Consider the following 23980-nt stretch of genomic DNA (forward strand, 5'->3'; position numbering starts at 1 on the left):
TTTCCAATCTAATAAACAAAATGCAATGTGGATACAAGAATATCAATAATTTTAATTCCAATGAACGGAGCAATAACACCACCAAGCCCGTAGATTAATAAGTTTTTGGATAATAGTTTATTTGCATCCATCGGCTTATACTTCGCACCCTTCATCGCAACAGGAATGAGGAGAGGAATAATGATTGCATTAAATATTAATGCTGATAGGATTGCAGACTTAGGCGAATTCAGTCCCATAATATTAAGATAATCTAATTGCGGAATTGCCATTATAAATAAGGCTGGGATAATCGCAAAATACTTCGCAATATCATTTGCGATTGAAAAAGTTGTTAATGAACCACGTGTGATTAGTAATTGCTTACCAATCGCAATAACAGATAATAGTTTAGTAGGATCAGAGTCTAAGTCGATCATGTTTGCTGCTTCTTTTGCAGCCATTGTTCCTGAATTCATCGCTAAACCAACATCAGCTTGAGCTAGGGCAGGAGCATCATTTGTTCCATCTCCAGTCATCGCAACTAACTTTCCTTCATTTTGTTCATTTTTAATCGCAGCGATTTTATCTTCTGGTTTTGCTTCTGCAATAAACTCGTCAACACCTGCTTCTTTGGCAATAGTTGCAGCTGTTAACGGATTATCACCTGTACACATAACCGTTTTGATCCCCATCGCTCTTAATTCTTCAAATCGTTCTTTCAATCCTGGTTTTACTGTATCTTTTAAATAAATAACACCGTAAATTTGATCATTTATTGCAACAGCAAGTGGTGTACCTCCTGCTTTTGCTACAATATTTGATTTTTCCTCAAGGTCAGAAGGAAAGCCTCCACCTTTAGCCACTATATATTTCTTAATTGCGTCTACCGCTCCTTTTCGAATTTCAGTTCCATCTATTAAATTTAAACCTGACATTCTAGTTTCAGCAGTAAATTCAATTATCTCGGCGTCTTTATATTCATTTTGATCCCAGCTTAGTCCATTTTTATGTGCCAACTCTACAACAGAACGTCCCTCTGGCGTTTCATCTTTTACAGAAGATTTTAAAGAAGCCATCGTTACTTCTTTTTCTGATATGCTACCAACCGGAATAAACTCACTCGCCATTCGGTTACCGAATGTAATTGTTCCAGTTTTATCTAAAATCATCGTATCAATATCTCCAGCAGCTTCAACTGCTTTACCAGACATAGCTAAAACATTAAATTGTGTTACACGGTTCATCCCTGCAATTCCGATCGCAGAAAGTAACCCACCAATTGTTGTAGGAATTAAACAAACAAGTAAAGCGATTAATGTTGCAACATCAATTGAGACATTTAAATAATTCGCAATTGGAACAAGTGTCATAATAACGATCAAAAAAACTAGTGTTAACACTGCTAATAAAGTAGTTAATGCCACTTCATTCGGTGTCTTTTGACGAGCTGCTCCCTCTACTAAAGAAATCATTCGGTCAATAAATGATTCACCAGGATCAGTTAAAATTTTAACAATAATATAATCTGAAACGACTGTAGTTCCTCCAGTAACAGATGAAAAATCTCCTCCTGCTTCTTTAATAACTGGTGCTGATTCACCTGTTATAGCTGATTCATCAATCGATGCAAGACCTTCAATAATTTCTCCATCTGAAGGAATAATTTCTCCTGTATCTACTCGAACGATATCTCCCTTTCTTAATGAAGTTGAAGGTACTTCTATATAAGATCCGTCTTTTTGTCTTAACTTCGCATTTGTTTCTGATTTTGTTTTTCTTAGTGTATCTGCCTGCGCTTTACCACGCCCTTCAGCAAGTGCTTCTGCAAAATTAGCAAATAATACTGTAAATAAAAGAATTAAAAATACCGCAATATTATATGTTCTACCTACTGTACTGATTCCAAAAAGATCTGGTTTAATTGAAAGAATAAGAGTTATGAAAGTCCCGACTTCTACTACAAACATGACTGGATTTTTTATCATCACAAGTGGATTTAATTTTTTAAATGAATCAATCACAGCTTGCGTTTTTATTTCTTTTGAAAGTGGCTTATTTTCGATTGCCATATGTTCATTCTCCTCCTTAGCTATTACCGTTTCCTACTATTTGAACATCCCTAAATGCTCTGCGATTGGACCTAGTGCAAGTACAGGGAAAAACGTTAATGCACTTACAACTAAAATAATCGCAACTAATATGACTGTAAATAAAGGCGTATCTGTTCGGAATGTTCCAGATGTTGCTGCAACAACTTTCTTAGTAGAAAATGACCCAGCAATCGCTAGCATAGCAATAATTGAAATATATCGACCAAACAACATAACTAATCCGATTATAATGTTATAGAAATCCCTATTAGCTGTTAATCCACCGAATGCTGATCCATTATTAGCTGCTCCAGAAGTAATGGCGTACAATACTTCAGTCAAACCATGGAAACCAGGATTTAATATAGACGAAACTGGTCCTTTTAAAGCTAATGCTAATGCAGTAGGAACTAAGATAATTAATGGGTGAGTTAAAATCGCAATCGATGCTAGTTTAATTTCTTTTGCTTCGATTTTCTTTCCTAAAAATTCAGGTGTTCGCCCTACCATTAGCCCGCAAATAAAGACTGTTAAGATGACATATAATAATCCGTTTAATAAACCTACGCCTTTTCCACCGAAAACATTATTTAACATCATTTCAGCAAGTGGTACCATTCCACCAATTGGTGTTAATGAATCGTGCATATTGTTAACTGATCCAGTGGTGGCAGCAGTTGTAACAGCCGTGAAAAGCGCTGATTCAGATACTCCAAATCGAACTTCCTTTCCTTCCATATTTCCATGTATACCAAGTGCTTGTAGAGCAGGAGTACCTTTATACTCTGCAACAAATACTGCTGTAAGAAGCGCTATAAACAATATGCCCATTGCAGCAAATACTGTCCATCCTTGCCTTTTGTTTTTAACCATTACACCGAATGCATAAACTAATGAAGTAGGTAAAAGCATCATACACACTATGTGAACTAAATTTGATAAAGGTGTAGGATTTTCAAATGGATGTGCAGCATTTGTACCAAAAAATCCTCCACCATTTGTACCAATATGTTTAATTGATTCAAGTGCAGCTACAGGCCCTCTAGTAATAACTTGTTTTACCCCTTCAATTGTTGTTGCATCTACTGCACCTTTTAAAGTTTGAGGTACACCTTGGAATACTAAAAATAAAGCTACGATAAATGATAAAGGTAAAAATACTCGAGTGATTGAACGAACTAAATCTACATAAAAGTTTCCTAGATTATCTTGACGTCCTACTAATCCTCTTATAAAGGCAATCGCTACTGCAAAGCCGGTAGCAGCTGAAGTAAACATTGGGAATGTAATAGCCGCCATTTGGGAGAAATACGAAAGTGAATTTTCACCACTGTAAGCCTGCCAATTCGTATTTGTTATAAAAGAAGTTGCCGTATTGAATGCCAAAGCTGATGGCATATTACTTATATGATCTGGATTGAAAGGTAAATATTTTTGAAATCTAAAAATTGCATATAAAATAATTAACATCACAAAATTACTTAACAACATCGCTAAAACATATTTTTTCCAACCCATTTTTTCTTCTTCGCGTACACCAATTAATCGGTAAATAAATCTTTCAAAAGGCCCAAAAAAGCGATCTAATCCCGTTTTCTCATTGTCATATACTTTAACAAGGTAGCTACCTACTGGCTTTACTAATAAAACAATAATGAGCAATGTAACAACTACCTGCAGAATTCCCATGGACATTTAAAAATTCCTCCCACATGTTTAACTAAAATTTCTCTGGTTTAATTAGTACAAAAATTAAATATAGAATAAGAACAATCCCTATAATTGCTGGAATAAGCATCAATATATCCCCCTTACGCTTTTTCGCAAAAAATTGTAAAACCCCAAAAAACTGCAAAAACGATAACAATTAAACTAATCATTGTTAAGTCATTGATCATTAAATTCTCCCCTCTCATTTTTGATAAAAATTTCATGCCTTTTTCTGAACAACAAAAAAGACCAATGGACACTAATCCTCCAGCAAATTAACTAAATTTTGTAGATATAAACATAGTTTTTTAATTAAATATGTCTACAACTAATAACGATTTAGTTAATTGAATTTGGAAGAAAAGTATTCATTGGTCTACCTAACACCCAGCTAGCGTATTACTCTCTTTGTGTTCTGTCTCCCTGATCTTTTCTATGCACAATCCAGAATTTTCCATTTAAAAACAAAATAAAAAGACCTACACAGTGATTTGCTCAGGTAAATTATTGCAAAAAGGCAATAAAAAAACCCGCTCAAATTAGGCGGTCTACTGACCTCCCTCGCTTTAGCCTACGAAGTTAGCTGTCGGGTAGGATGGCGAAAGAGTATCTCATCCCTTTTACAATCATGTAAAATTAACCCCAAAAAATTGGTTCCTCCGTTTACGAATATTCGTAATTAAGCCGATATTTATTTTGTTGACTTGATTATAAGGCGATGATTTTTTAATGTAAAGAGATTTTTTAAAATTGTTTTGTAAAAGTATATTCCTTTACAATTTTATTTATCTCTGTATGATATACATATCAACAAATAAATTTGCTGTAATCGCTAAATCGTAAATTACGAGCGGGGGAACCATTCGTGCATTGCACATGGGGTGAATCCATTTATGGTAGGGCTACTTTTCAAGCCCGAATCCGTCAGCTAACCTCGCCAGCGTTTGAAGAGAGCAAAATTTAATCGAGTTATTAATATTTCAATATACTTTTCTCATTGAAGTAAATAGCTACGAGAAGATTGCTCTTCTTTGGCTATTTTTTTGTTTTAATTAACGGTATGGGAGAGATATTAATGATATCATCAAAAAAAAAGCTTGAAATCGAATTAAGTGAGGCATTCATAAAATTCCAAAGAGAGTTAATTGGAAGAGGTCCTCAAGAAGCAAAAACATATATTGTTGAAGACATGATTATCCTTCGATTCAAAGGCGTATTGACAACCGAAGAGAAACATTTAGTTTCACACAACACAGGAAAAAGTCTTGTAAAAAAAATGCGCCAAGTCCTTAGAGAAATGTATAGTAAAGAATATGAAGAAATTATTGAAAAACATACAGGATGTAAGGTTTTATCTAGTCATAGTGATACGAGTACAAAAACTGGTGAGCGAATTGAAGTTTTTGTAATGGATCAAAATATTAGTAAATTACTTGAAACCTAAAAATACAAATTATAATTAAACTATATTAAGGAGTACGAAAAATGAATATCGCGTTTTTCTTTACCCCAAAAAACGAATTAGTATATATGAATATCAATTCAACTATGCGTCAAGCACTTGAAAAAATGGAACATCATCGTTATACGGCTATACCTTTAGTAGATGATGATGGTAAATACGTTGGTACACTTGCTGAAGGTGACTTATTATGGAAATTAAAAAATACGGCAAGTTTATCATTTTCTAATACGAACGAAATCAGTTTAAAAGAAATTTCCCTGCACAATTTATATGAGCCCGTATCAATTAATGCACAAATAGAGGATTTATTTACACGAGCTATTAATCAAAACTTCATTCCTGTTATTGATGATAAAGATGTGTTTATAGGTATGGTGAAGAGAAAAGAAATTATTGAGTATTGTAGTAAGAATTTATTAAAAGAAAGCCATTAGACCGCTAATAGACTATATTAGCGGTTATTTTTTTATATTTAATCATAATTCATTTAATCTAAATTTTGTCCAGCAAAAAGGATAATATAAATCCTTCTGTAATATTAATTAATAAAGAGGATTTCAAATAAAACTAGAATTTTGAAAGTTGGTGACTATTCAGTGAATGATAAAACTGTAAAGGTGACGCATTCTACTTCTCTTTCGAAAGAAGAGCTTCTTGAATTAGACCAAAAATATGTATGGCATCATATGTCGCCTCACAATCCAAATCCAATGGTTTTAGTATCTGGTAAAAATAGTACAGTTACTGACATTGATGGCAAAAATTATTTAGACGGGATGTCAGGATTATGGTGTGTGAATGTAGGTTACGGTCGTGAGGAGATTGCAAAAGCAGCATCTGAACAAATGCAAGCTATTCCATATGTTCCAATGTCACAAGGTAATGTGCCTTCCATCTTATTAGCTGAAAAGTTAAATGAATGGCTAGGGGGAGACTATCGTATTTTTTATTCTAATTCTGGATCCGATGCAAATGAAGTAGCTTTTAAGATTGCTAGACAATACCATCAACAAAATGGTGAACCTTTGCGTTATAAATTTATATCAAGATATCGTGCATATCATGGTAATTCGATGGGTGCTTTAAGTGCTACTGGTCAAGCTAACCGAAAAGTTAAATATGAACCTCTTTCTTCAGGTTTCCAGCATGTGGCACCGCCTTATTGCTATCGATGCCCTTTTGGTAAAACGTATGGAGATTGCGGTATCCAATGTGCAACTGCAATAGAAGATGTTATTAATTACGAAGGTGCTGAAACGATTGCAGGGATTATAATGGAGCCAGTTATTACAGGTGGAGGAGTTATTGTACCACCTGCCGAATACTTAACAAAAGTTCGAAAAATTTGTGATAAATTTGGTATTTTGTTAATTGTTGATGAAGTCATATGTGGTTTTGGCCGCTCTGGAAAACAGTTTGGACATCAAAACTTCGGTATAAAACCAGATATCGTCACAATGGCTAAAGGTATGACGAGCGCCTATACACCTCTTTCAGCAACTGCAGTAAGTAGCGATCTATATGAAGTATTTAAACAACCAGGGACAGATAATCATTTTCGTCATGTTAATACGTTCGGAGGAAATCCAGCTTCATGTGCAGTTGCACTTAAAAACTTGGAAATTATTGAAAGAGAAAATTTAATAGAGCGTGCTGCTTATTTAGGTGAAGAGCTCCGTAAAAAATTAGATAGTTTACTAGCTTATAAAAATGTTGGAGACATCCGAAGTTTTGGTTTTATTGCAGGAATTGAGCTTGTTGAAGATAAAAAAAGTAAAAAACCTGCTAGCCCAGAGTTGGTGTTAAAAATAATAACTGAATGTAAGGCACAAGGATTAATAATCGGTCGAAATGGAGATACGGTTCCTGGCTACAATAATATCCTCACACTTTCTCCTCCATTTACAACAACTGATGAAGAGCTTGACTTTATCGTTAATACTTTAAACAAAGCATTCTCAAAACTATAATCGTACGGGGTGATATTCTTGTCTACACAAACTAATATAAAGGTTTTAAAGAATTTTATAAATGGTGACTGGATTGAAGCTTCACCAAATGCCAAGACAATTCCAGTTCCTAATCCTGCTACTGAAGAAATATTAGCATTTGTACCTCTCTCAACTAAATCAGATTTAGAAAACGCTGTAAAAGCAGCTAAAAAAGCTTTTATTACATGGAGTAAAACCCCTGTTCCTAAAAGAGCAAGAATACTATTTTCATATCAACAATTACTAATAAAGCATTGGGATGAACTTGCTAATTTAATAACAATTGAGAATGGTAAAAGCTATAATGAGGCATACGGAGAAGTTCAACGTGGAATTGAATGCGTAGAATTTGCTGCTGGTGCGCCAACATTAATGATGGGTAAACAATTACCTGATATTGCTACAAATATTGAATCGGCGATGTATCGGTACCCTGTAGGTGTTGTTGGTGGCATAACGCCTTTTAATTTCCCAATGATGGTCCCTTGCTGGATGTTCCCATTAGCGATTGCATGTGGAAACACGTTTATCCTAAAGCCTTCAGAACGTACACCACTACTTGCAAATCGTTTAGCAGAGCTCTTTACCGAAGCCGGTCTTCCAAAGGGTGTATTCAACATTGTGCATGGAGCACATGAAATTGTAAACGAATTACTTCAAAACAAAGATGTTCCTGCCATTTCATTTGTCGGCTCTCAACCAGTGGCGGAATATGTCTATAAAGCTGCATCTGCAAATGGTAAGCGTGTTCAAGCTTTGGCTGGTGCTAAAAATCATAGTATCGTTTTACAAGATGCAAACTTAGAAGAATCGGTTAAGCAAATCGTTACAGCTGCATACGGTTCTGCAGGTGAACGATGTATGGCTTGCTCAGTAGTCGTAGCAGTTGGCGACATCGCCGATCCTTTAATAGAGAAATTAAAAATAGAAGCGGGTAACATCTTGATCGGAAATGGATTAGATGAGGATGTATTCCTAGGTCCTGTCATTCGCAAGGAACATCGTGAACGGACGGAACAATATATAGAATGTGGAATACAAGAAGGTGCAACATTATTACGAGATGGACGAAATGATTTAATTAGAAAAGAAAAAGGCTACTTTATTGGACCTACAATCTTTGATAATGTGAACCCATCTATGAAAATTTGGAAAGAAGAAATTTTCGCACCAGTTCTATCAATCGTTAGAGTTGAAACATTAGAAGAAGCGATTGAGCTAACGAACAAGTCAGATTTTGGTAATGGCGCTTGTATCTTTACAGACAGTGCATCTAGTATTCGATACTTCCGAGAGAACATTGAAGTAGGAATGCTGGGAGTTAATATTGGCGTGCCTGCACCAATGGCTTTCTTTCCATTCTCTGGTTGGAAAAACTCGTTCTATGGTGACCTACACGCAAATGGTGCAGACGGTGTTGAATTCTATACAAGGAAAAAAATGATTACTAGCAGATTAGAGTAAATAAAATTGGGCTTTTCCATTAGTTTAAGTAACTGACTAATGGGAAAGCCTTTTTAAATAGAAAAAATCGCATGCTCCGTTAGTAGTTTCGGATTAGATGCGATTTGTCATTCATTATTGGTTCTTGCCAGTATATCATCATTTAATGCGGGACGTTCTGTTTTGCTCGATCATTGCAAATTCCTTTAGATTGCATCGTTTTTAATAAAAAGTAGCAAAACCGACTGAAATTTAAATCATTTTTTAATAATCCGAGTGAAATTCATCTATCTTTTTAATGATTTAACCTTTTAGAACACTCGATTTCAATGTTAATTGCGATATAAATATTTTTATTTACGATTCACTAACTCTCACAAATGAATCCCCAACTGCTTAATAATTAACGAACCAAAATACTTCCGTGTATCAGCATTCATTAAATGAAGCGTTATAAACTTCTCCTCTTCATCTTGATTTTCAAAGTCAACATAAGCACCGTCAAGGGTTTCTCTTACACTCTTAATCTTGTAGCCTTTCTTTACAAGGGAATCGATTTGATTTCTTTCGATTAAAAAGTCCTTGTTTGTTGACATTTATTTACTCATTCCCTTCATTACTAATCTCTTCTATTAAATTAGTTTCACCATACTTCTTCCTCTTTAAGTACTCCCCACTACCTGCATTACCTACAAATTGCTTCTCTCTTATGACAAATTCTCCACGAACTAAGACACTCACTGGCTCTCCAGTCACTTCCATCCCTTCGAATGCGTTATAGTCGACTGCCATGTGGTGGGTTTCAGATGAAATCGTTCGTTTACTATTCGGATCAAAAATAACTAAATCAGCATCTGAACCAACTGCTATTGTTCCTTTTTGAGGATATAAACCAAATAGCTTTGCACTTCTAGTAGAAGAGATGTCAACAAATTGATTTAAAGTTATTCTGCCTGTTTTAACTCCTTCAGAGAACAATATACTTACTCGATCTTCAATCATCGGTCCTCCGTTTGGAATTTTTGAAAAATCATCACGACCAAGATCCTTTTGTCCATTAAAGTCAAATGAACATTGATCGGATCCTAATGTTTGCAGATTACCATTTTTTAATGCATTCCATAGGACATCTTGGTTCCATTTTTCGCGGAGTGGTGGAGACCAAACATATTTTGCTCCTTCAAAGTCAGGCTTTTCTAGCATAGACTGATCAAGCACTAAGTATTGTGGGCATGTTTCACCCCATATATCAATTCCGTTATTGCGGGCTTCCGTTATTTTTTTAACAGCCTCTGCACAAGTGACATGAACGACATATAATTGTGAATTCGCAAGTCCAGTTAAAGTAGCCGCTCTTCCTGTCGCTTCACCCTCTACTTCTGGAGGACGTGTCAATGCATGGTAAATAGGCTCAACTTTTCCTTCAGCTAAAGCTTGATTAATTAAATAATCTACAACATCACCGTTTTCCGCATGCACCATTACTAGTGCCCCATATTCCTTTGCTGCTAATAGAGTACGATATAACGTCGCATCATCAGCTTGAAATACATTTTTATAAGCCATAAATACTTTAAATGATGTAATTCCCTCTTTTTCGATTACCTTAGGTAACTCTTGTAATACATCATCATTTATTTCGCCAATCATAAGATGAAAGCTATAATCGATCACTGCTTTATTTTTGGATTTTTCATGCCATGTTTCAATTGCTTTTTGGAGCGGTTCTCCTTTATTCGTTAAACAAAAATCAATAATTGTTGTTGTCCCACCGAAGGCAGCGGCAATCGTTCCTGATTCAAAATCATCTTTTGTGACGGTTCCTCCAAACGGCATATCTAAATGTGTATGCGGATCTACTCCACCTGGAAAAATATAATGACCTAAAGCATCAATAACTTCTGCATCTGCCCGATCTAAATTTAAACCAATTGCAGAAATTTTATCTTCTTCTATTAAAATATCAGCCTTATAAGTATCCGTTGCAGTGACAATTGTTCCATTTCGAATAATTTTCTTCATTTTCTTTTCCTTCCCCCCTTTAAAATTGAATATTGATTAGATCTTGTTAATGTCTTTAAAGCATGTTGACGATCATTCCAAGTCATCGAAGGCTGTTTACTTGGGACTTCTACCATGTTAATTGCATCTTCCACTGGACAGACTATTTTGCATAAATTACATCCTACGCAGTCTTCTTCCCGAACCTTTAAATATGATTTTCCATTTTCATCTATTGCCATATCAATACATTGATGAGATGTATCTTCACAAGCAATATGGCATTTATTGCAGTTAATACATTCATCCGTATCAATCCTAGCAATTACCTGGTAATTTAAATCTAAATTTCCCCAATCTGAATATTTATGAACTGCTTTCCCTACTAACTCTGTTACTGAAGAAAGACCTTTTTCGTCTAAATAATTGTTTAGACCATCAATCATGTCCTCAACAATTCGAAAGCCATGGTGCATTGCTGCCGTACAAACTTGAACTCCAGTCGCTCCCATTAATAAAAACTCTACTGCATTTTGCCAATTCGAAATTCCTCCAATACCGGAAATTGGAACTGTTATTCTAGGGTTACGTGCACATTCTGCCACCATATTTAAGGCAATTGGTTTTACTGCAGGTCCACAATATCCACCATGTGCTCCTTTCCCAGCAACATGCGGAACCGTATTCCAAGAATCTAAATCTACTCCCATTAAACTGTTGATTGTGTTAATCATACTGACTGCATCAGCTCCACCTCGAACTGCCGCTTCCGCCGTTACAGTAATATCAGTAATGTTCGGCGTTAGTTTTACGATAACAGGTGTCTTTGCAACTTCTTTTACCCAATATGTTTGTTGCTCTACTAATTCAGGAACTTGACCGGATGCAGATCCCATTCCTCTTTCTGCCATTCCATGTGGGCAGCCAAAGTTCAGTTCTAATCCGTCAACACCAACATCCTCTACCCTTTTCACGATTTCATGCCATTTATATTGTTGTGGCTCAACCATTAACGATGCGATAATCGCTCGGTCTGGAAATCTTTTTTTCGTTTCGTAAATTTCTTTTAAATTTACTTCAAGAGGTCGATCAGATATGAGTTCGATATTATTAAATCCCGCAACTCTTTGTCCGTTGAAATTAATCGCAGCAAATCGGGAGGAAGTATTAATAATCGGTTCACCTAATGTTTTCCAAACTGCCCCTCCCCAACCGGCCTCAAATGCACGTTGGACTTGATAACCTGAGTTTGTTGGAGGAGCAGAAGCTAGCCAAAATGGGTTAGGTGACTGTATACCTGCAAGATTAATTCGTAGATCTGCCATGTAAGAAAACCTCCTTTTAATGGTTTAGCTGCTTATGAATCGCATAAGCTACTTCTTTACCTTGCTGGGCTGCAGTCACTACCATCGCTTCACCTTGCCCTTTTCCAAAAATGACATCACCACAAGCAAAAACTTTAGGATTAGACGTTTGGAAGGTTGCTTTATTGATTTTCACAACTCCATCAGTATGTTCTAATCCAAATTGTTCGATTAACTCTGTATAGCGAGTTTGCCCAATGGCTTTTACGACCCCATCAACCGGTATCGTGAAATTGGAATCTGGAATAAGTACTGGCCTATGGCGACCGTCTTTTCCAACCTCACCTAATTCCAATCGGACACACTCAAGTGCAATTACTTTTCCGTTTTCACCTATAATTCGTATTGGTAATGTTAGCCATCGGAATTCCACTCCATCTTGCTTCGCAAAATCATATTCAAATTGATAAGCGCTCATTTCCGATTGAGTTCTACGGTATAAAATTTTGACATTGCCAGCGCCTAATCGAACCGAACATGTCGCTGCATCAATTGCAGTATTGCCCGCACCTATTACAGCAATGTTTTTACCGATAAAACGATTTGATAACTCCCCTGATTTTGTCTCTTTTACAAAATCAATCGCATCGTATACTCCGTCCAAATCCTCTCCTTCAATATCTAGCATCGGTACTTTCCCCATACCAATAGCCAGAACGACTGTGTCATAGTTTTTTACTAATTCCTCTGAAGAAATATCCGATCCGATTCTAGTGTTCGTATGAATTTTCACATCTAAATTTTCTATTTGTTGAACTTCCCAGCTTGATATACTCTTTGGTAGCCGGAACGAAACGATACCATAACGATTTAATCCTCCTGCTTGATTTTCTGCTTCAAAAATCGTTACTTCATAGCCTAGTAATGCAAGTTCACGAGCCGCCGCTAAACCAGATGGACCACTACCAACGATTGCAACTGTTTTTCCGTTCTTTTTTCCAGCCTTAAATAATACTTGATTATTTTTTATCGCCCAATCAGTTGCATAACGTTGTAAATTGCCAATCATGATCGGTTTAGTTGAATGATTGAGTACACATGCACCTTCGCATAGTTCTTCTGTAGGACAAACTCTGGCACAACTTGCTCCAACAGGATTAGATGCCATAATTGTTTTAGCTGATCCTTTTAAATTACCTGAACCAATTTTCTTTATAAAAGTTGGAATGTCAATCCCAGTTGGACATGCTTTAATACATGGGGCATCATAGCAATAAAGACATCGGTGTGCTTCTTCAAATGCTTCCCGTTCGGATAATCCAGGATGTACTTCTTCAAAGTTCTTCGATAAATTCTCTAACGAAACTCTATTCACTAACAACACCCTCCTATTAGGCTACAAAGTTACTTTTTAAGAAAGCCGATTATACGATTCATTTCTACATAAGCATTGCCTTAAATAAATCATATTTACATGAGTAAAACCTTTTTCAAGTAAGAACAATTACTTACTTTCTTTCTTAAAAAGGTAAAGCTTATCTAAAATTGAGGTATTTCAATATATGATTAAATAAATTAATTTAGACATGTTTATGTAAGGGGTTGTCAGTGTTTAATTAATGAATTTTAAAGCTTTCTACTTAGAAGTTAAAGAAAGCTATTCTTTTTGGTTTTAATCCAATTTTAATTAGTTGTATTAGAAAAAATAAAAGCTCAAACCCTTAAATTAGGTTTGAGCTCTTCAGAGTGTTGAAATTTATTGAAGTCAATTTTTAACAATACAATCATTAAATGAATTTCTATGAAAAAATAGTCTATTTATTATTGTTTTATTTTTCAACTTATTAATTTATAAGTGATTTTGTGAAATATAAATGTATTAAGTAACTTGCAAAAATTAAAATACCTTCTTTTATGATGATCAATATTTGTAAAGATGTGCAATTTGATTAAATAAAGGTAATCCTTTCGTTCAATTGACTAGTCTATTATTTTTAAGATTATTATTTTTTTATAAAGAATTTGATTGGAACGGAAGGGGGCTCGACTCCTATGGGATATGCGGGAAGGCTGAGACCCCACAGGCGAAGCCGAGGAGGCTCAGGTCTCGCCCCATGGAAAGCGAGCATCCTGAAGTGGAAATCAATATCACACAACTTATTTATCAATGATCAATCCTACAATTTAATTGACAAATTCTTTTTTCAACAGCAATAAAAGCTCAAACCCTTCTATTAGGTTTGAGCTTTTTTACATCTTTTTTAAATTTTATTCTTCACAAAAACAGTAAATCGTTTTCTATAAAAATAGATCAGCAGGACGAAAATTAATAGTCCCAAAATTACTTTACCGAATAAAGTGAACTCTAACACTTGATTAACAGAATACGATTCAAATAATATGACAGGTAACTTACCAATAAAACTAGCTAACATGAAGCTTGACCATGTGATCTTTCCAAAGGCAGCAAACAGTGTAATCAAACTAGATGGAATAAATGGAATAAAACGTAGAAGTAACACACCGTAAAATGCTTTTTTTCCTTCTAAGCTTAAAAGCCTATTTAATCCATTAAATTTAGTTGAATTACTAATAAATCTTTTTTGTAAACCCTTTCTATATAAAATGAAAGATACTAATGTACCAACTAATTCACCTATGAAAGAGACTAAAAATCCACCAGTAAAACCGAATAGTTTAATATTGATTGCTGTCAAAAACCAAGCTGGTATAATACCAACAATACTAATTAGAACATTAATTAAAATACTAAGTATCGCAGCATAGTCTTTGTATGTATTTAAAAAATGTTCAATTGCAGAAAGTGTCATAATTTTCCCCCATTTTTTTAACCACTTAATTGTACAACATTTAGTATGATAAAAAAGCTAAGGTTACAAAAATACATAAATCTTCCATAAATTAAAACCTATTTACTATTTTAGACATTGAAATTTTAAACATACTAACCAATTTAAATTTAATTTTTTAAAACAAAAAAAGATGACTTCGAATGCTACTCGAAATCATCTTTTTGATTATATTTATTCTTCTTCAGTTTGTCCTTGGAAGAATATTCTAAAACTGAAATTAAGGCTGCCGCTAAATACGTAAGGGCAGCGGCTCCTAATACTTTATTTACACCTTTTTCTGTCAGTATCATTGATTATTCCTTCTTCTAACATTAACGTCTTTGCTCGTGAGCTAGCATTATATTCAACTGGTAAAGTGATCCGCTAAAAACGCTACTGCTATATGCGAACCTAATAAAAACGTACAGTAAAACGGTTCATTGTTCAAGTTCGAAATTTAACAATAAAGCAGTAAACTATCTACATATTAAAGTACAGAATATTAACAGGTATTATGGGGAAAATAGGATAAAATTACCTAACATAGAAAAGAGGAGCATTTAATGATAGCTGACCGAAATTTAGATAAAAATGAGATTTCACTTCGGGAATTGCTATTTAATAGTTCTGACTTTAAAACAAGCAATTTTGGTACCAGTGTACGAAGTTATCGCCTATATTATTTAGATTCAATGATTGATGCGGCAGTAGTTCAAGAACATATTATTCGTCCTTTGCTTCATAACACAACAGATAGTATACGTGAAGTTGTCTCAATTCTCAATTACAGTGAAACGGAAATTCTTTCTGTAGCAGCAAAGGCTCTCGTTGAAGGGAAGACTGTTGTTCAAATCAAAGGTGAATCAAATCTCTATTTACTTAGAGCAGAGCTTATTAAAGAACGCTCTGTGAACATTCCAATAAATGAGCGCGTATTACGTGGCTCTCACAAAGCTTTGAATGAAAATCTAAATACGAATCTAAATATTATCCGAAACCTAGTTGGCACTCCAGATCTTGTGATTAAGTATTATCAAGTTGGCAGTAAATCGAACACGAAAGTAGCTATACTTTATTTGCAGTCCCTTGCAAACGAGGTAGTATTAAAGGAATTTGAACATAGAATATCTAAAATTAATACTGATCACATTGAAGCACCTGGTTTTTTTCAGGAACTTATTCAAGATAAAAAATTCTCTCTATTTCCAAAAATGCTCGTATCTGAAAGACCGGATCGAATAATATCTTACTTAATGGATGGGAAAATCACTTTTTTAATCGATGGTGCACCAGAGGGAGTAATCGTTCCTGTCTCGTTCTGGGCATTCTTTCAAACTCCTGATGATTACCAGGTCGGCTGGTTATTCGGTAGCGTTTTAAGATTTTTACGAATTTTCTGTTTTATTATCGCTATTAGTTTACCTGGTACTTATGTGGCACTCGTTACTTTTGATCCGCGAGTTCTTCCACTAGATCTTGCACTGACTCTTCAAAGCTCTATGCAGTTCGTTTCAATGCCACCTATTCTAGAAGCAATAACAATGCTATTCATACTTGAAATTTTAAAAGAGGCAACTGTCCGTTTACCAAATCCTGTAGGTCAGACAATAGGGGTTGTAGGTGGTATTTTAATCGGTACTGTTGTTGTTCAGTCTAATCTAATTTCAAACATGATGGTAGTTATAGTAGCGCTTACAGGGATTGCTTCCTTTATCATCCCTTCATATGAAATGAGTAATACAGCTCGTTTATTAGCTTATCCCTTTATCTTAATGGCTGCTTTATTCGGGCTAATCGGTTTGGAAGTTTCATTTCTATTGATTCTGACACATTTAGCAAGAATGAATACAATGGGTATTCCCTACTTTTATACATCGTTTAATGGCGATACGATTAAAGATACTCTTTTCAGGGCACCGATTAAGAGCTTGAAAAAACGACCAGTTGAAAGCTTGGCTAAGGACGAAAGTAGTATAAGTAAGCCAAAGGGGGAGACAAATTGATACAATTAAAAAAGGTTTCCATTAATCAACTTGTTTGCCTTGTTATACTGAACCAAGTAGGTGTCAGTGTTTTATCGATTCCATATAAAATGTCTCAAATATCAGGCTATGACTCTTGGATGTCCATTATCATTGGAGGTGTAATTGCTCAAATTGGTATCTTGATTATCTATCAACTTGGAAAAAGTTATCCCGACAGACCTTTTCAACAATACATATCAACTATTATTGGAAAGCCACTAGGATCGATCATAAACTTTCTATTTGCAGCATACTGTGCAGAATCCTGTTTAATGATCATCATTTCATATTCTGATGTCATTAATCGATGGTTGTTATTTGAAACACCTTGGTTCGTACTAATTGGATTATTGGTCATGATTACCGGGTACATCGCTTCATCAACTCTCCGATCAATCTCGACCCTTACGCAGTCAATAATGGTTATGTTTCTGATTTGTTTCACGATCGTCTTTATTAGTGGTTTTGGAAAAGGAGACTTGCGTCATTTTTTGCCAATTGGTACTCACGGGATTGCGCCTATACTAAAAGGTGCTTTACCAGCATTTTGGGCGTATGCTGGATACGAACTTCTCCTGTATGTATTTCCATTTGTAAAATGTAAAAAAAAGAAGGATATTTTAATTGCGATTTCAGTTGCGAATGCAATAACGACTTTATTTTATGTGTTTATAGCATTTATTGTGACGTACAACTTTGGTGAAAATCAATTAAAATTCATTCCTGAGCCAATGGTCTATATTCTACGTAAGTTCAGATGGCCAGTCGTTCAAAGTCTAGATATTCTTTTTATCACAATTTGGCTATCTGTGACGCTTGTAACAGCTTATATTTACTTATTTTTGTCAGCACGATACTTAGCTTTTCTCGGTAAAAAAGAAAAACGTAACCACCCACTTTTAGTATGGATATTAGCAATTGTATGCTTCGGGGCCGGAATTTTCTTCTCAAACAGACAATTGATTCCCAAATTTTCTGAGTATCACAATATATCAACAGTATTTATGATTATGGGCGTGCCGACATTAATTCTACTAATATCCTTTGTAAAGAAAAAGGTGGCGAAAAAATGAAAAAAGCCTTATTTTTAATTCTACTATTGCCACTATTGACTGGATGTTGGGATCGATTGGAATTAAATAAGCTTCATTTAGTTGACGTAAATGGTTTTGACCTGGACGATAAAACAGGTGAAGTTAAAGCATTATTCCTCGTTACGAAGCTTAAAAGCACTGGACAAGGAACTGGAGAGCCAATATCAGTACTGAAGGAGCTAAAAGGGCCAAGTGTAGCAGAAGCAATCGGAGAATGGGAATTTACTGATCAGTCACCTTTTATAGGGATTAGTACGAGAGTCTATTTGATAAGCCAGAGCTTTGCAATGAATCATCCAGTTTCAGAACTTGATTTTTTACTCGGTGCTCCATATTCATCTATTAATACGCCATTAATCGTAGTTGATGGAGATTTGTCAAAGGTAATGGAAACATCTTCAGGTCACGATAAAGAGTTTACAAAAGATTTGAATGAGTTTATTATCTCTATGGAGAAGAACAAAACAATACCCACATTTTCAATGATGAATTTTATACAATCCAGAAATGAACCGTTCTCTGATTTAGCGTTACCCATGTTAAGCCCCATAAATTCAGATTTGGAATTAAGTGGTGCCTTATTATTCCGCAATGGTACACCTACAGGGAAAAAACTTGATAGAGATCAAGTTAAAATGATGATGTTACTAGAAGGTGGTAACACAGGAAGGCAAAGATTTACAGGTAATTTCTCAAAAAAACATGGTGATAAATCATCTTCTGATACTGGGATCAAAAATAATTATGGGTTTACAGTCAAAAGAAATTTTTCAAAAATCACCGTTTCTAATACGGCAAGTAAATTACCGAAAATTAGCATTAAAGTTCAGTTACAAGTCAGTGCTTTCGAGCTTGGCGAAGAAGGCCATAAGTTAAAGCCTAATTATGCTCGAATGGAAAAAGTTCTTAATAAACATTTTGAAGAAATGGCTCTGGAAACGATTAAGACTATGCAATCAGCAAATTCAGACGTACTAGGGATTGGAAAGGAATTAAAAGCATTCCATCCAAAAGTTTGGAAATCTTTAAATTGGAGAAAAGATTATCCACGAATGTCGATTGAACCGAAATTTGATATCAGCCTTCTTAATTCGAAATAAGTATATTAAACTAGAGTCAAAACTGTTCTAAAACAAACAAAAGAACCAAGAATACAATCGTATTCTTGGTTTTATTTTTAGGGGAAATATATCTTTTCAAATGATAAGCTATTAGTCTGACATTTTTATTTTCAATCTAGTATTTACCTAACACCTTAAGTTATTGAACAACTGTTACTGTTTTAGGTGTCGATGTTACTTTAAAACCATCCTTTGTCACAAGGTCTAATGTGATCGAATATGTGCCATTTGGAAGGATTTTATCTGGTACCCAGTTTGCATGCAATGTATGTTCATTTTTCAAGTAGGATGTTTCAACAATTTGCCCGCTTGAATTTTTTACATTAATCGTCCAGTCACCTCGGTTATACGCATATCCATTAATTTTTGCTGGTTTGTTTTGGTTAACACCAACAGTCGGAGATACATTCCACGTTTGAATAGCCATAGTATATTTAATATAACTTGGATCTCCCCAAGTAGTCCAAGATACATTTCCTGCATAATCAATTCCTAAAATAACAATGCTCTTCGGTTCGGTATTGACAATTTGAGATTTTGCCTCAAGACTCGGTGTATATGCTACTCCATTTACATAAATTACGGCAGAATTATAGTCACTTGCATTATCTTCCGCATTCCAGCTAACTTCATATTTTCCATTCTTTGGCGTAACTTTAATATCTGAAATTTTTGGACCAATAGAATCAACGATCATTGGCATTTTTACAATCTGTGGTCTTGCGTTTGGATAATCCAAAGTTGTTTTTTAACACATATTGGTAGGTACCGTCTGGAACATATTGTCCAGTTGATGGGTCTTTCATATCCCATTTATAACCGTCATAATTATAAACCCCATAAGACATTATATTTTTACTAAATTTAAATGGTTGCCCAGTTCCAGAATATTCACTATAGTCTCCTAAATATTTAATGAGATTTCCATCTTTATCTTCAATAGAGGATTCAACTTTTTCTAAATTACGTAAGGCTGTGAATCCCGCAAAGATTCCATTGTTAATATAATTTGGCGAATAAGCAATATAATTCAGCTTAAATCCTTTTCCAGTGTATTCTAACGGCGCGCCACCTTCTGTCGTATCATCCCAAAGTGCAGTATGTCCTGTAAAGTTATCATTATCCCAAGCCGGTGAATCGATATTACGTAGTTCATCCCATTTTCCATAGAAGCCCATATAAGGAATAGATAATGAAACCTCTTTATCTTGATCTTTTGCTACTGGTACGAGACGGACAAATCCTTCTACAAAATTATTTTTCTCTAAGGAATCTGGTAATGAAACATTAACCGTCAGCATTTTCGTTTGACCTGGCTTAATTTTAACTAAAGCACCTGTTTTTTCTGAAACAATATTATCATTGACAGTAACAGTTGCACCACTAATACGTTCGCTTGTTAATAATAAATAGTCTCTTGGTTCTGTTTGCCCATCACCATTAAAATCAAATTCCTTCGTTTCAGTTCTATCTTTCAATAAATCAACGTAGACATTGTATTCAATATCAGCACTATTATTTTTCCCTTTAGGAGCGTCAAATGCTTCCATATTTAATTTAAAGCTTGTCTTTTGTCCAATTTCCTTTAATGCAACAGCTCCAGCTTTTTCTAAAGATGTGTTTCTAGCTGTGACAATAACCGGTGTATTGATCGCATTTTGAATTTTCATTAAGCCAGAACCTTGAATACGTGGTGAATAAGGTACTTCACCGTTTGTTCTTGGATCCATCACAACATTAGCTGTATTCATTAAAGCCAGTTTTGCTTTTAAAACAGTATCTTCTGAATGTGTTAATCCCTTTTGATAAAGTGCTTGTAACAATAAAGCCGAGCCACCTGCAACATGAGGAGTTGCCATCGATGTACCGCTCATCACTTCATAACTATTACCTGGTATAGTAGAATAGATATTTCCACCAGCGGATAAACTATAAAAAATAGGGGGAAATTGAGAAAAATTTAGCTAAAAATAAATTAATTATTAGAATTTCCAAATTATTTTAAAGTAAAAATAACCTAAAGGTCCTGAAAAATGTTAAAAATTTAATCATATCTAATATGGATTGGCTATAATAAAAGAACATTAAATACTATACCTCAGAATTATCAGAGGGGATTTTTATACTACATCCAAACGGATGTAGGTAACAATTAATAGAACTAAGTCGAAAACCGAACTCATGTCTTATAAACTACCTAACTTTTTATTGTAAAACAGTTACTTTATAAGGTAGATATTACCCCACAACATTTTAAAACAGATTAATTATCCGATCATCATTCAAGAAAAACACAAAAAAACCGCAAAGAATAGTTTCCTTACGGGTTTCTTCATTTATTATTGAGACAGCTTCTTCTCGAAGTATAAAGGTTGACCAAGATTTTAGTAGAGTTTATTCATACTATTCATTTTGTTGTATGCCTAACTTGTCTTCTATCCGATTAATGCGATCATGCAAAAGCTTGCCTTTTACACTTGAATTAAAATACGGATCATCCTGCCACCAATTTAACCCAATCTCCATCGCTTTATCGATTGATGCTACAACAAGTCGAATCTTAATTGTGAGTAATTCGACATCTGCCAAGGCGATTTTAATATCTCCTGCGATGACGATCCCTTTATCCAAAATTTTCTCTAAAATATCTAAAATATTAGTAGATTGTGCTGAATGTTGCATGTTTTCTCCTTTCTTACATTAAGTTGCCTAAAGGTCCTAAATCTATATTTAAGTCTTTTCCTTCAAGCCCAAAGACAATTTTTAATTCTTCCATTTTTTCTTCTAAATTCAAAAGGGCTGTACCAAGTTTTTCAATTTGTTCATCTGTAAGTGTACCGCCTTCAACTCTTTTAATAGCTTGCCGCTCTACAAGTTGCCTTAGTAATTCCAAAATTGTAAGCACTAGTTGAGCTAGTCCGTGTTCAACATCTTCTGGATTCATATTAATTCTCTCAACTATTCCATGATTCGCTCTCATTCCTACTCCCCCTTTTTTGAATATTTTCAACTGCTGTCACTAGTAAGCAAATATTCACATATACCAAATCGATATCTGCAATCGAAAGGATGAGATCACCAGAAATAACTACTCCTTTATCTAAAACGCCATCTAAAATATCTAATAATGTGATGTTATCATTTCTACTTTTCATGTCTTTGGGTCCAAACTAGCAAAATGATAGAATGGCCATGGTCCAGAAATCTCTACAATGATTCCATTATCCTCATACTTTTGTATAAATTCTTTAATTAGCAGTTCAAATTTCTTTCTGCCGTCTTTTGGGACTAGAGAAGTACTATTGTAGATCATATCAACAGTTCTTCCTGTAGCATTTCGGCTCCAGTTTTCTCTTATTTTATTGTCAACCGTTGAATTTATTAAGGTGTTTTCTAAGCTTTGAGATATTAAACGCAGTTCACTTTGCTCTTCATTTTCGAGTAGTTGACCTTGCTTTTTCTTCATGAAGAATTGTTTCCCAGGAGATAATACTTTCAATTCATCCCTCATACTTTGAATTACTTTACTATGTCGCTCCAATACCTTAAAAAATTTCGATTTATCATAGTACATCTTTACGTTCCATTCCTCTTTTTCTTTTAATTGCTCAAAAAGGGATACGATATTAAGCTGCTCCTGCGACAAATCCTCTCTTAATTTTTCAATACTTGAATAGAGCGTACAAAACTTAGAAGGAAGAAATAAATAGTTTTTAGAATAAGTCACAATTGTTTCATGATGATGAACTGCATGTTTGTGTACCCATTTTGGATTGTCCATCTTCTCTTTTAGAACTGACTCGGCAAATTCTTCTTCTCTTAAATAACAGAAAACTGCTGTTACTTTTTCAACAATTTCAAAACTAGTTTGATTTTGATCAATCCCCTTTACTGCATAAAAGGGTGAATCTTCTAGTTGATTTGTCGGTAGCAAACCATATAAATAAATGCTCAACTGCCTGCCGTTGCCAAAAACTTATAAAAATCAATAAAAAACGATTATTTTTATAGATTTCGTTTATTTCCCTTTTCCACGTGTCCGATTTTGCCTAGCTAGGCTACTTTCGTTTGGTATAACACTCCAAGGGCGTAAATTCGGATACAACGAATCCTACATATCAGTAATAACGTCTAGGTATCAGTATACTAATTTATATCGTGACAAGTTGATTGCTGCGTTTAAATCTCGATCGATTTCTTGACCGCATTCACATTTGTATAATCGGTCTGATAGTTTTAATTCATTTTTCTTATTTCCACAACTTGAACACGTTTTTGAAGATGGGTACCATTGATCANNTGAATCTGGCGTTTGAATTTATATAAACACTGTTTCGCGATTGCTTTTGAAAGGTGCTTATTCTTCATCAACCTTTTAATATTTAGAATTTCCATAACGATACGATAAGGTTTGGTTTTCACTATTTCGCTCGTGGATTGATGAAGATGGTTTAGTCTGATATTCGTCAACCTTCTATAGAGGTGTTGTATTTTCTTTTCGATTTTTATAATGTTGCTTGTTTTGACGAAACGGTTTCCCTCCTTGTTCATTTCATATTTACGAGAAATTTGACGTTGCAACCTACGTAGGCGTTTCTCTGCCCTTCTCACAATGCTTGTTTTGTTAATATTTTTCTTCCTAGTGCCATCTGAACAAACGGCTAATTCTTTAATTCCTACATCAATTCCAAGTGAGACATTTGTCAGTTCAACTATTGGTTTTAATTCTTTAATTCCTACAGAAAGATACCAGTATTTTCTATCTTGACTAATTCTAGGATTAAAGAATTTTTCATCCGGTATACATTCTGAAACTACGACCCAACCGACCTTCTCAATCAATACTTTATTTCCGTCTACTTTCAACTTCATATTATCGTTGTAAAAGGATGGTTTTGATTTT

General features: G+C 34.7%; 21 protein-coding genes, 2 pseudogenes and 2 riboswitches. Of the genes and pseudogenes, 7 read left to right on the forward strand and 16 right to left on the reverse strand.

Translation table 11 applies throughout. From position 1 onward, the window contains the following. Positions 1 to 8 precede the first annotated feature (8 nt). From kdpB to CN946_RS24040, 3 genes are read right to left on the reverse strand one after another with little or no spacing between them, the layout of a single operon-like run. A complete protein-coding gene (gene kdpB / locus CN946_RS15935) occupies positions 9 to 2051 on the reverse strand; it encodes a potassium-transporting ATPase subunit KdpB (protein WP_098862034.1) in 2043 nt (680 codons plus the stop codon). 36 nt (positions 2052 to 2087) lie between these two features. Continuing rightward, the gene (gene kdpA / locus CN946_RS15940; RefSeq protein WP_098862072.1) at positions 2088 to 3761 is read right to left on the reverse strand and encodes a potassium-transporting ATPase subunit KdpA; all 1674 of its coding nucleotides are present in this window, start codon (positions 3759 to 3761) and stop codon (positions 2088 to 2090) included. 31 nt (positions 3762 to 3792) lie between these two features. Then, positions 3793 to 3870, reverse strand: a complete 78-nt coding sequence (locus CN946_RS24040) for a potassium-transporting ATPase subunit F (RefSeq protein ID WP_098121507.1) — start codon at positions 3868 to 3870, stop codon at positions 3793 to 3795. Between the two features lie 465 nt (positions 3871 to 4335). After that, positions 4336 to 4478: riboswitch (cyclic di-AMP (ydaO/yuaA leader) on the reverse strand. Positions 4479 to 4602: 124 nt separating this feature from the next. Continuing rightward, positions 4603 to 4741: riboswitch (cyclic di-AMP (ydaO/yuaA leader) on the forward strand. Positions 4742 to 4857: 116 nt separating this feature from the next. Here CN946_RS24040 and CN946_RS15950 point away from each other — a divergent pair. The 4 genes from CN946_RS15950 to CN946_RS15965 all read left to right on the forward strand — a co-directional run bounded on the left by CN946_RS15950 (position 4858) and on the right by CN946_RS15965 (position 8702). Next, positions 4858 to 5226: a Na-translocating system protein MpsC family protein gene (locus tag CN946_RS15950; RefSeq protein WP_098862035.1), complete on the forward strand. Its 369-nt coding sequence runs from the start codon at positions 4858 to 4860 to the stop codon at positions 5224 to 5226. Positions 5227 to 5267: 41 nt separating this feature from the next. Then, entirely contained in the window at positions 5268 to 5681 is a 414-nt protein-coding gene (locus CN946_RS15955; RefSeq protein ID WP_098862036.1) for a CBS domain-containing protein, read from the forward strand. 162 nt (positions 5682 to 5843) lie between these two features. Continuing rightward, entirely contained in the window at positions 5844 to 7217 is a 1374-nt protein-coding gene (locus CN946_RS15960) for an aspartate aminotransferase family protein (RefSeq protein ID WP_286133944.1), read from the forward strand. 18 nt (positions 7218 to 7235) lie between these two features. Continuing rightward, positions 7236 to 8702, forward strand: a complete 1467-nt coding sequence (locus CN946_RS15965) for a CoA-acylating methylmalonate-semialdehyde dehydrogenase (protein ID WP_098862037.1) — start codon at positions 7236 to 7238, stop codon at positions 8700 to 8702. A gap of 353 nt (positions 8703 to 9055) precedes the next feature. Here the strand turns inward: CN946_RS15965 and CN946_RS15970 are convergent, their stop codons facing one another. The 6 genes and pseudogenes from CN946_RS15970 to CN946_RS16000 all read right to left on the reverse strand — a co-directional run. Next, positions 9056 to 9277, reverse strand: coding sequence for a hypothetical protein (locus tag CN946_RS15970; protein ID WP_098862038.1), 222 nt, complete (start codon positions 9275 to 9277; stop codon positions 9056 to 9058). A 4-nt stretch (positions 9278 to 9281) separates the two neighbouring features. Continuing rightward, complete coding sequence (hydA, locus tag CN946_RS15975; RefSeq protein ID WP_098862039.1) at positions 9282 to 10703, reverse strand: dihydropyrimidinase; 1422 nt, start codon at positions 10701 to 10703, stop codon at positions 9282 to 9284. Further along, complete coding sequence (preA, locus tag CN946_RS15980) at positions 10700 to 12007, reverse strand: NAD-dependent dihydropyrimidine dehydrogenase subunit PreA (RefSeq protein ID WP_098862040.1); 1308 nt, start codon at positions 12005 to 12007, stop codon at positions 10700 to 10702. The genes hydA and preA overlap by 4 nt, the downstream gene beginning before the upstream one ends. 16 nt (positions 12008 to 12023) lie before the next feature. Then, a complete protein-coding gene (locus CN946_RS15985; RefSeq protein WP_483295397.1) occupies positions 12024 to 13361 on the reverse strand; it encodes an NAD(P)-dependent oxidoreductase in 1338 nt (445 codons plus the stop codon). Between the two features lie 886 nt (positions 13362 to 14247). After that, the gene (locus tag CN946_RS15995; RefSeq protein ID WP_098862043.1) at positions 14248 to 14817 is read right to left on the reverse strand and encodes a TVP38/TMEM64 family protein; all 570 of its coding nucleotides are present in this window, start codon (positions 14815 to 14817) and stop codon (positions 14248 to 14250) included. A gap of 185 nt (positions 14818 to 15002) precedes the next feature. Then, a pseudogene (locus CN946_RS16000) lies at positions 15003 to 15219 on the reverse strand (zinc metallopeptidase); the annotation flags it as partial. 182 nt (positions 15220 to 15401) lie between these two features. Between CN946_RS16000 and CN946_RS16005 the strand changes: the two are divergent. The 3 genes from CN946_RS16005 to CN946_RS16015 are packed head-to-tail and all read left to right on the forward strand — an operon-like array spanning position 15402 to position 19056. Further along, on the forward strand, positions 15402 to 16841 hold the full coding sequence (locus CN946_RS16005) for a spore germination protein (protein ID WP_098862044.1): 1440 nt from the start codon (positions 15402 to 15404) through the stop codon (positions 16839 to 16841). Next, positions 16838 to 17935, forward strand: a complete 1098-nt coding sequence (locus tag CN946_RS16010) for a GerAB/ArcD/ProY family transporter (protein ID WP_098862045.1) — start codon at positions 16838 to 16840, stop codon at positions 17933 to 17935. Before CN946_RS16005 ends, CN946_RS16010 begins: the two co-directional genes overlap by 4 nt. Continuing rightward, positions 17932 to 19056, forward strand: coding sequence for a Ger(x)C family spore germination protein (locus CN946_RS16015; protein WP_098862046.1), 1125 nt, complete (start codon positions 17932 to 17934; stop codon positions 19054 to 19056). Before CN946_RS16010 ends, CN946_RS16015 begins: the two co-directional genes overlap by 4 nt. A 160-nt stretch (positions 19057 to 19216) precedes the next feature. On the opposite strand, the gene CN946_RS23855 is transcribed toward CN946_RS16015, so the two are convergent. The 7 genes and pseudogenes from CN946_RS23855 to CN946_RS16045 form a co-directional block, all read right to left on the reverse strand. Continuing rightward, positions 19217 to 19780 carry a hypothetical protein gene (locus CN946_RS23855; RefSeq protein WP_286133945.1) on the reverse strand — a complete coding sequence of 188 codons (564 nt, stop codon included), beginning with the start codon at positions 19778 to 19780 and terminating at the stop codon, positions 19217 to 19219. Further along, a complete protein-coding gene (locus CN946_RS16020; RefSeq protein WP_286133946.1) occupies positions 19764 to 20951 on the reverse strand; it encodes an Fn3-like domain-containing protein in 1188 nt (395 codons plus the stop codon). Before CN946_RS16020 ends, CN946_RS23855 begins: the two co-directional genes overlap by 17 nt. Positions 20952 to 21480: 529 nt before the next feature. Continuing rightward, positions 21481 to 21759 carry a gas vesicle protein gene (locus CN946_RS16025; RefSeq protein WP_098862047.1) on the reverse strand — a complete coding sequence of 93 codons (279 nt, stop codon included), beginning with the start codon at positions 21757 to 21759 and terminating at the stop codon, positions 21481 to 21483. A 13-nt stretch (positions 21760 to 21772) separates the two neighbouring features. Beyond that, entirely contained in the window at positions 21773 to 22057 is a 285-nt protein-coding gene (locus CN946_RS16030) for a gas vesicle protein K (protein ID WP_098862048.1), read from the reverse strand. Further along, positions 22032 to 22232 carry a gas vesicle protein gene (locus tag CN946_RS16035; protein ID WP_098862049.1) on the reverse strand — a complete coding sequence of 67 codons (201 nt, stop codon included), beginning with the start codon at positions 22230 to 22232 and terminating at the stop codon, positions 22032 to 22034. The genes CN946_RS16030 and CN946_RS16035 overlap by 26 nt, the downstream gene beginning before the upstream one ends. Then, positions 22229 to 23032 carry a GvpL/GvpF family gas vesicle protein gene (locus CN946_RS16040; protein ID WP_098862050.1) on the reverse strand — a complete coding sequence of 268 codons (804 nt, stop codon included), beginning with the start codon at positions 23030 to 23032 and terminating at the stop codon, positions 22229 to 22231. The genes CN946_RS16035 and CN946_RS16040 overlap by 4 nt, the downstream gene beginning before the upstream one ends. 183 nt (positions 23033 to 23215) lie before the next feature. Next, positions 23216 to 23980 (reverse strand): annotated as a pseudogene (locus CN946_RS16045) (RNA-guided endonuclease InsQ/TnpB family protein); the annotation flags it as partial.

It is taken from the genome of Bacillus sp. AFS053548, assembly GCF_002575105.1.
Classification (GTDB): domain Bacteria; phylum Bacillota; class Bacilli; order Bacillales; family Bacillaceae_G; genus Gottfriedia.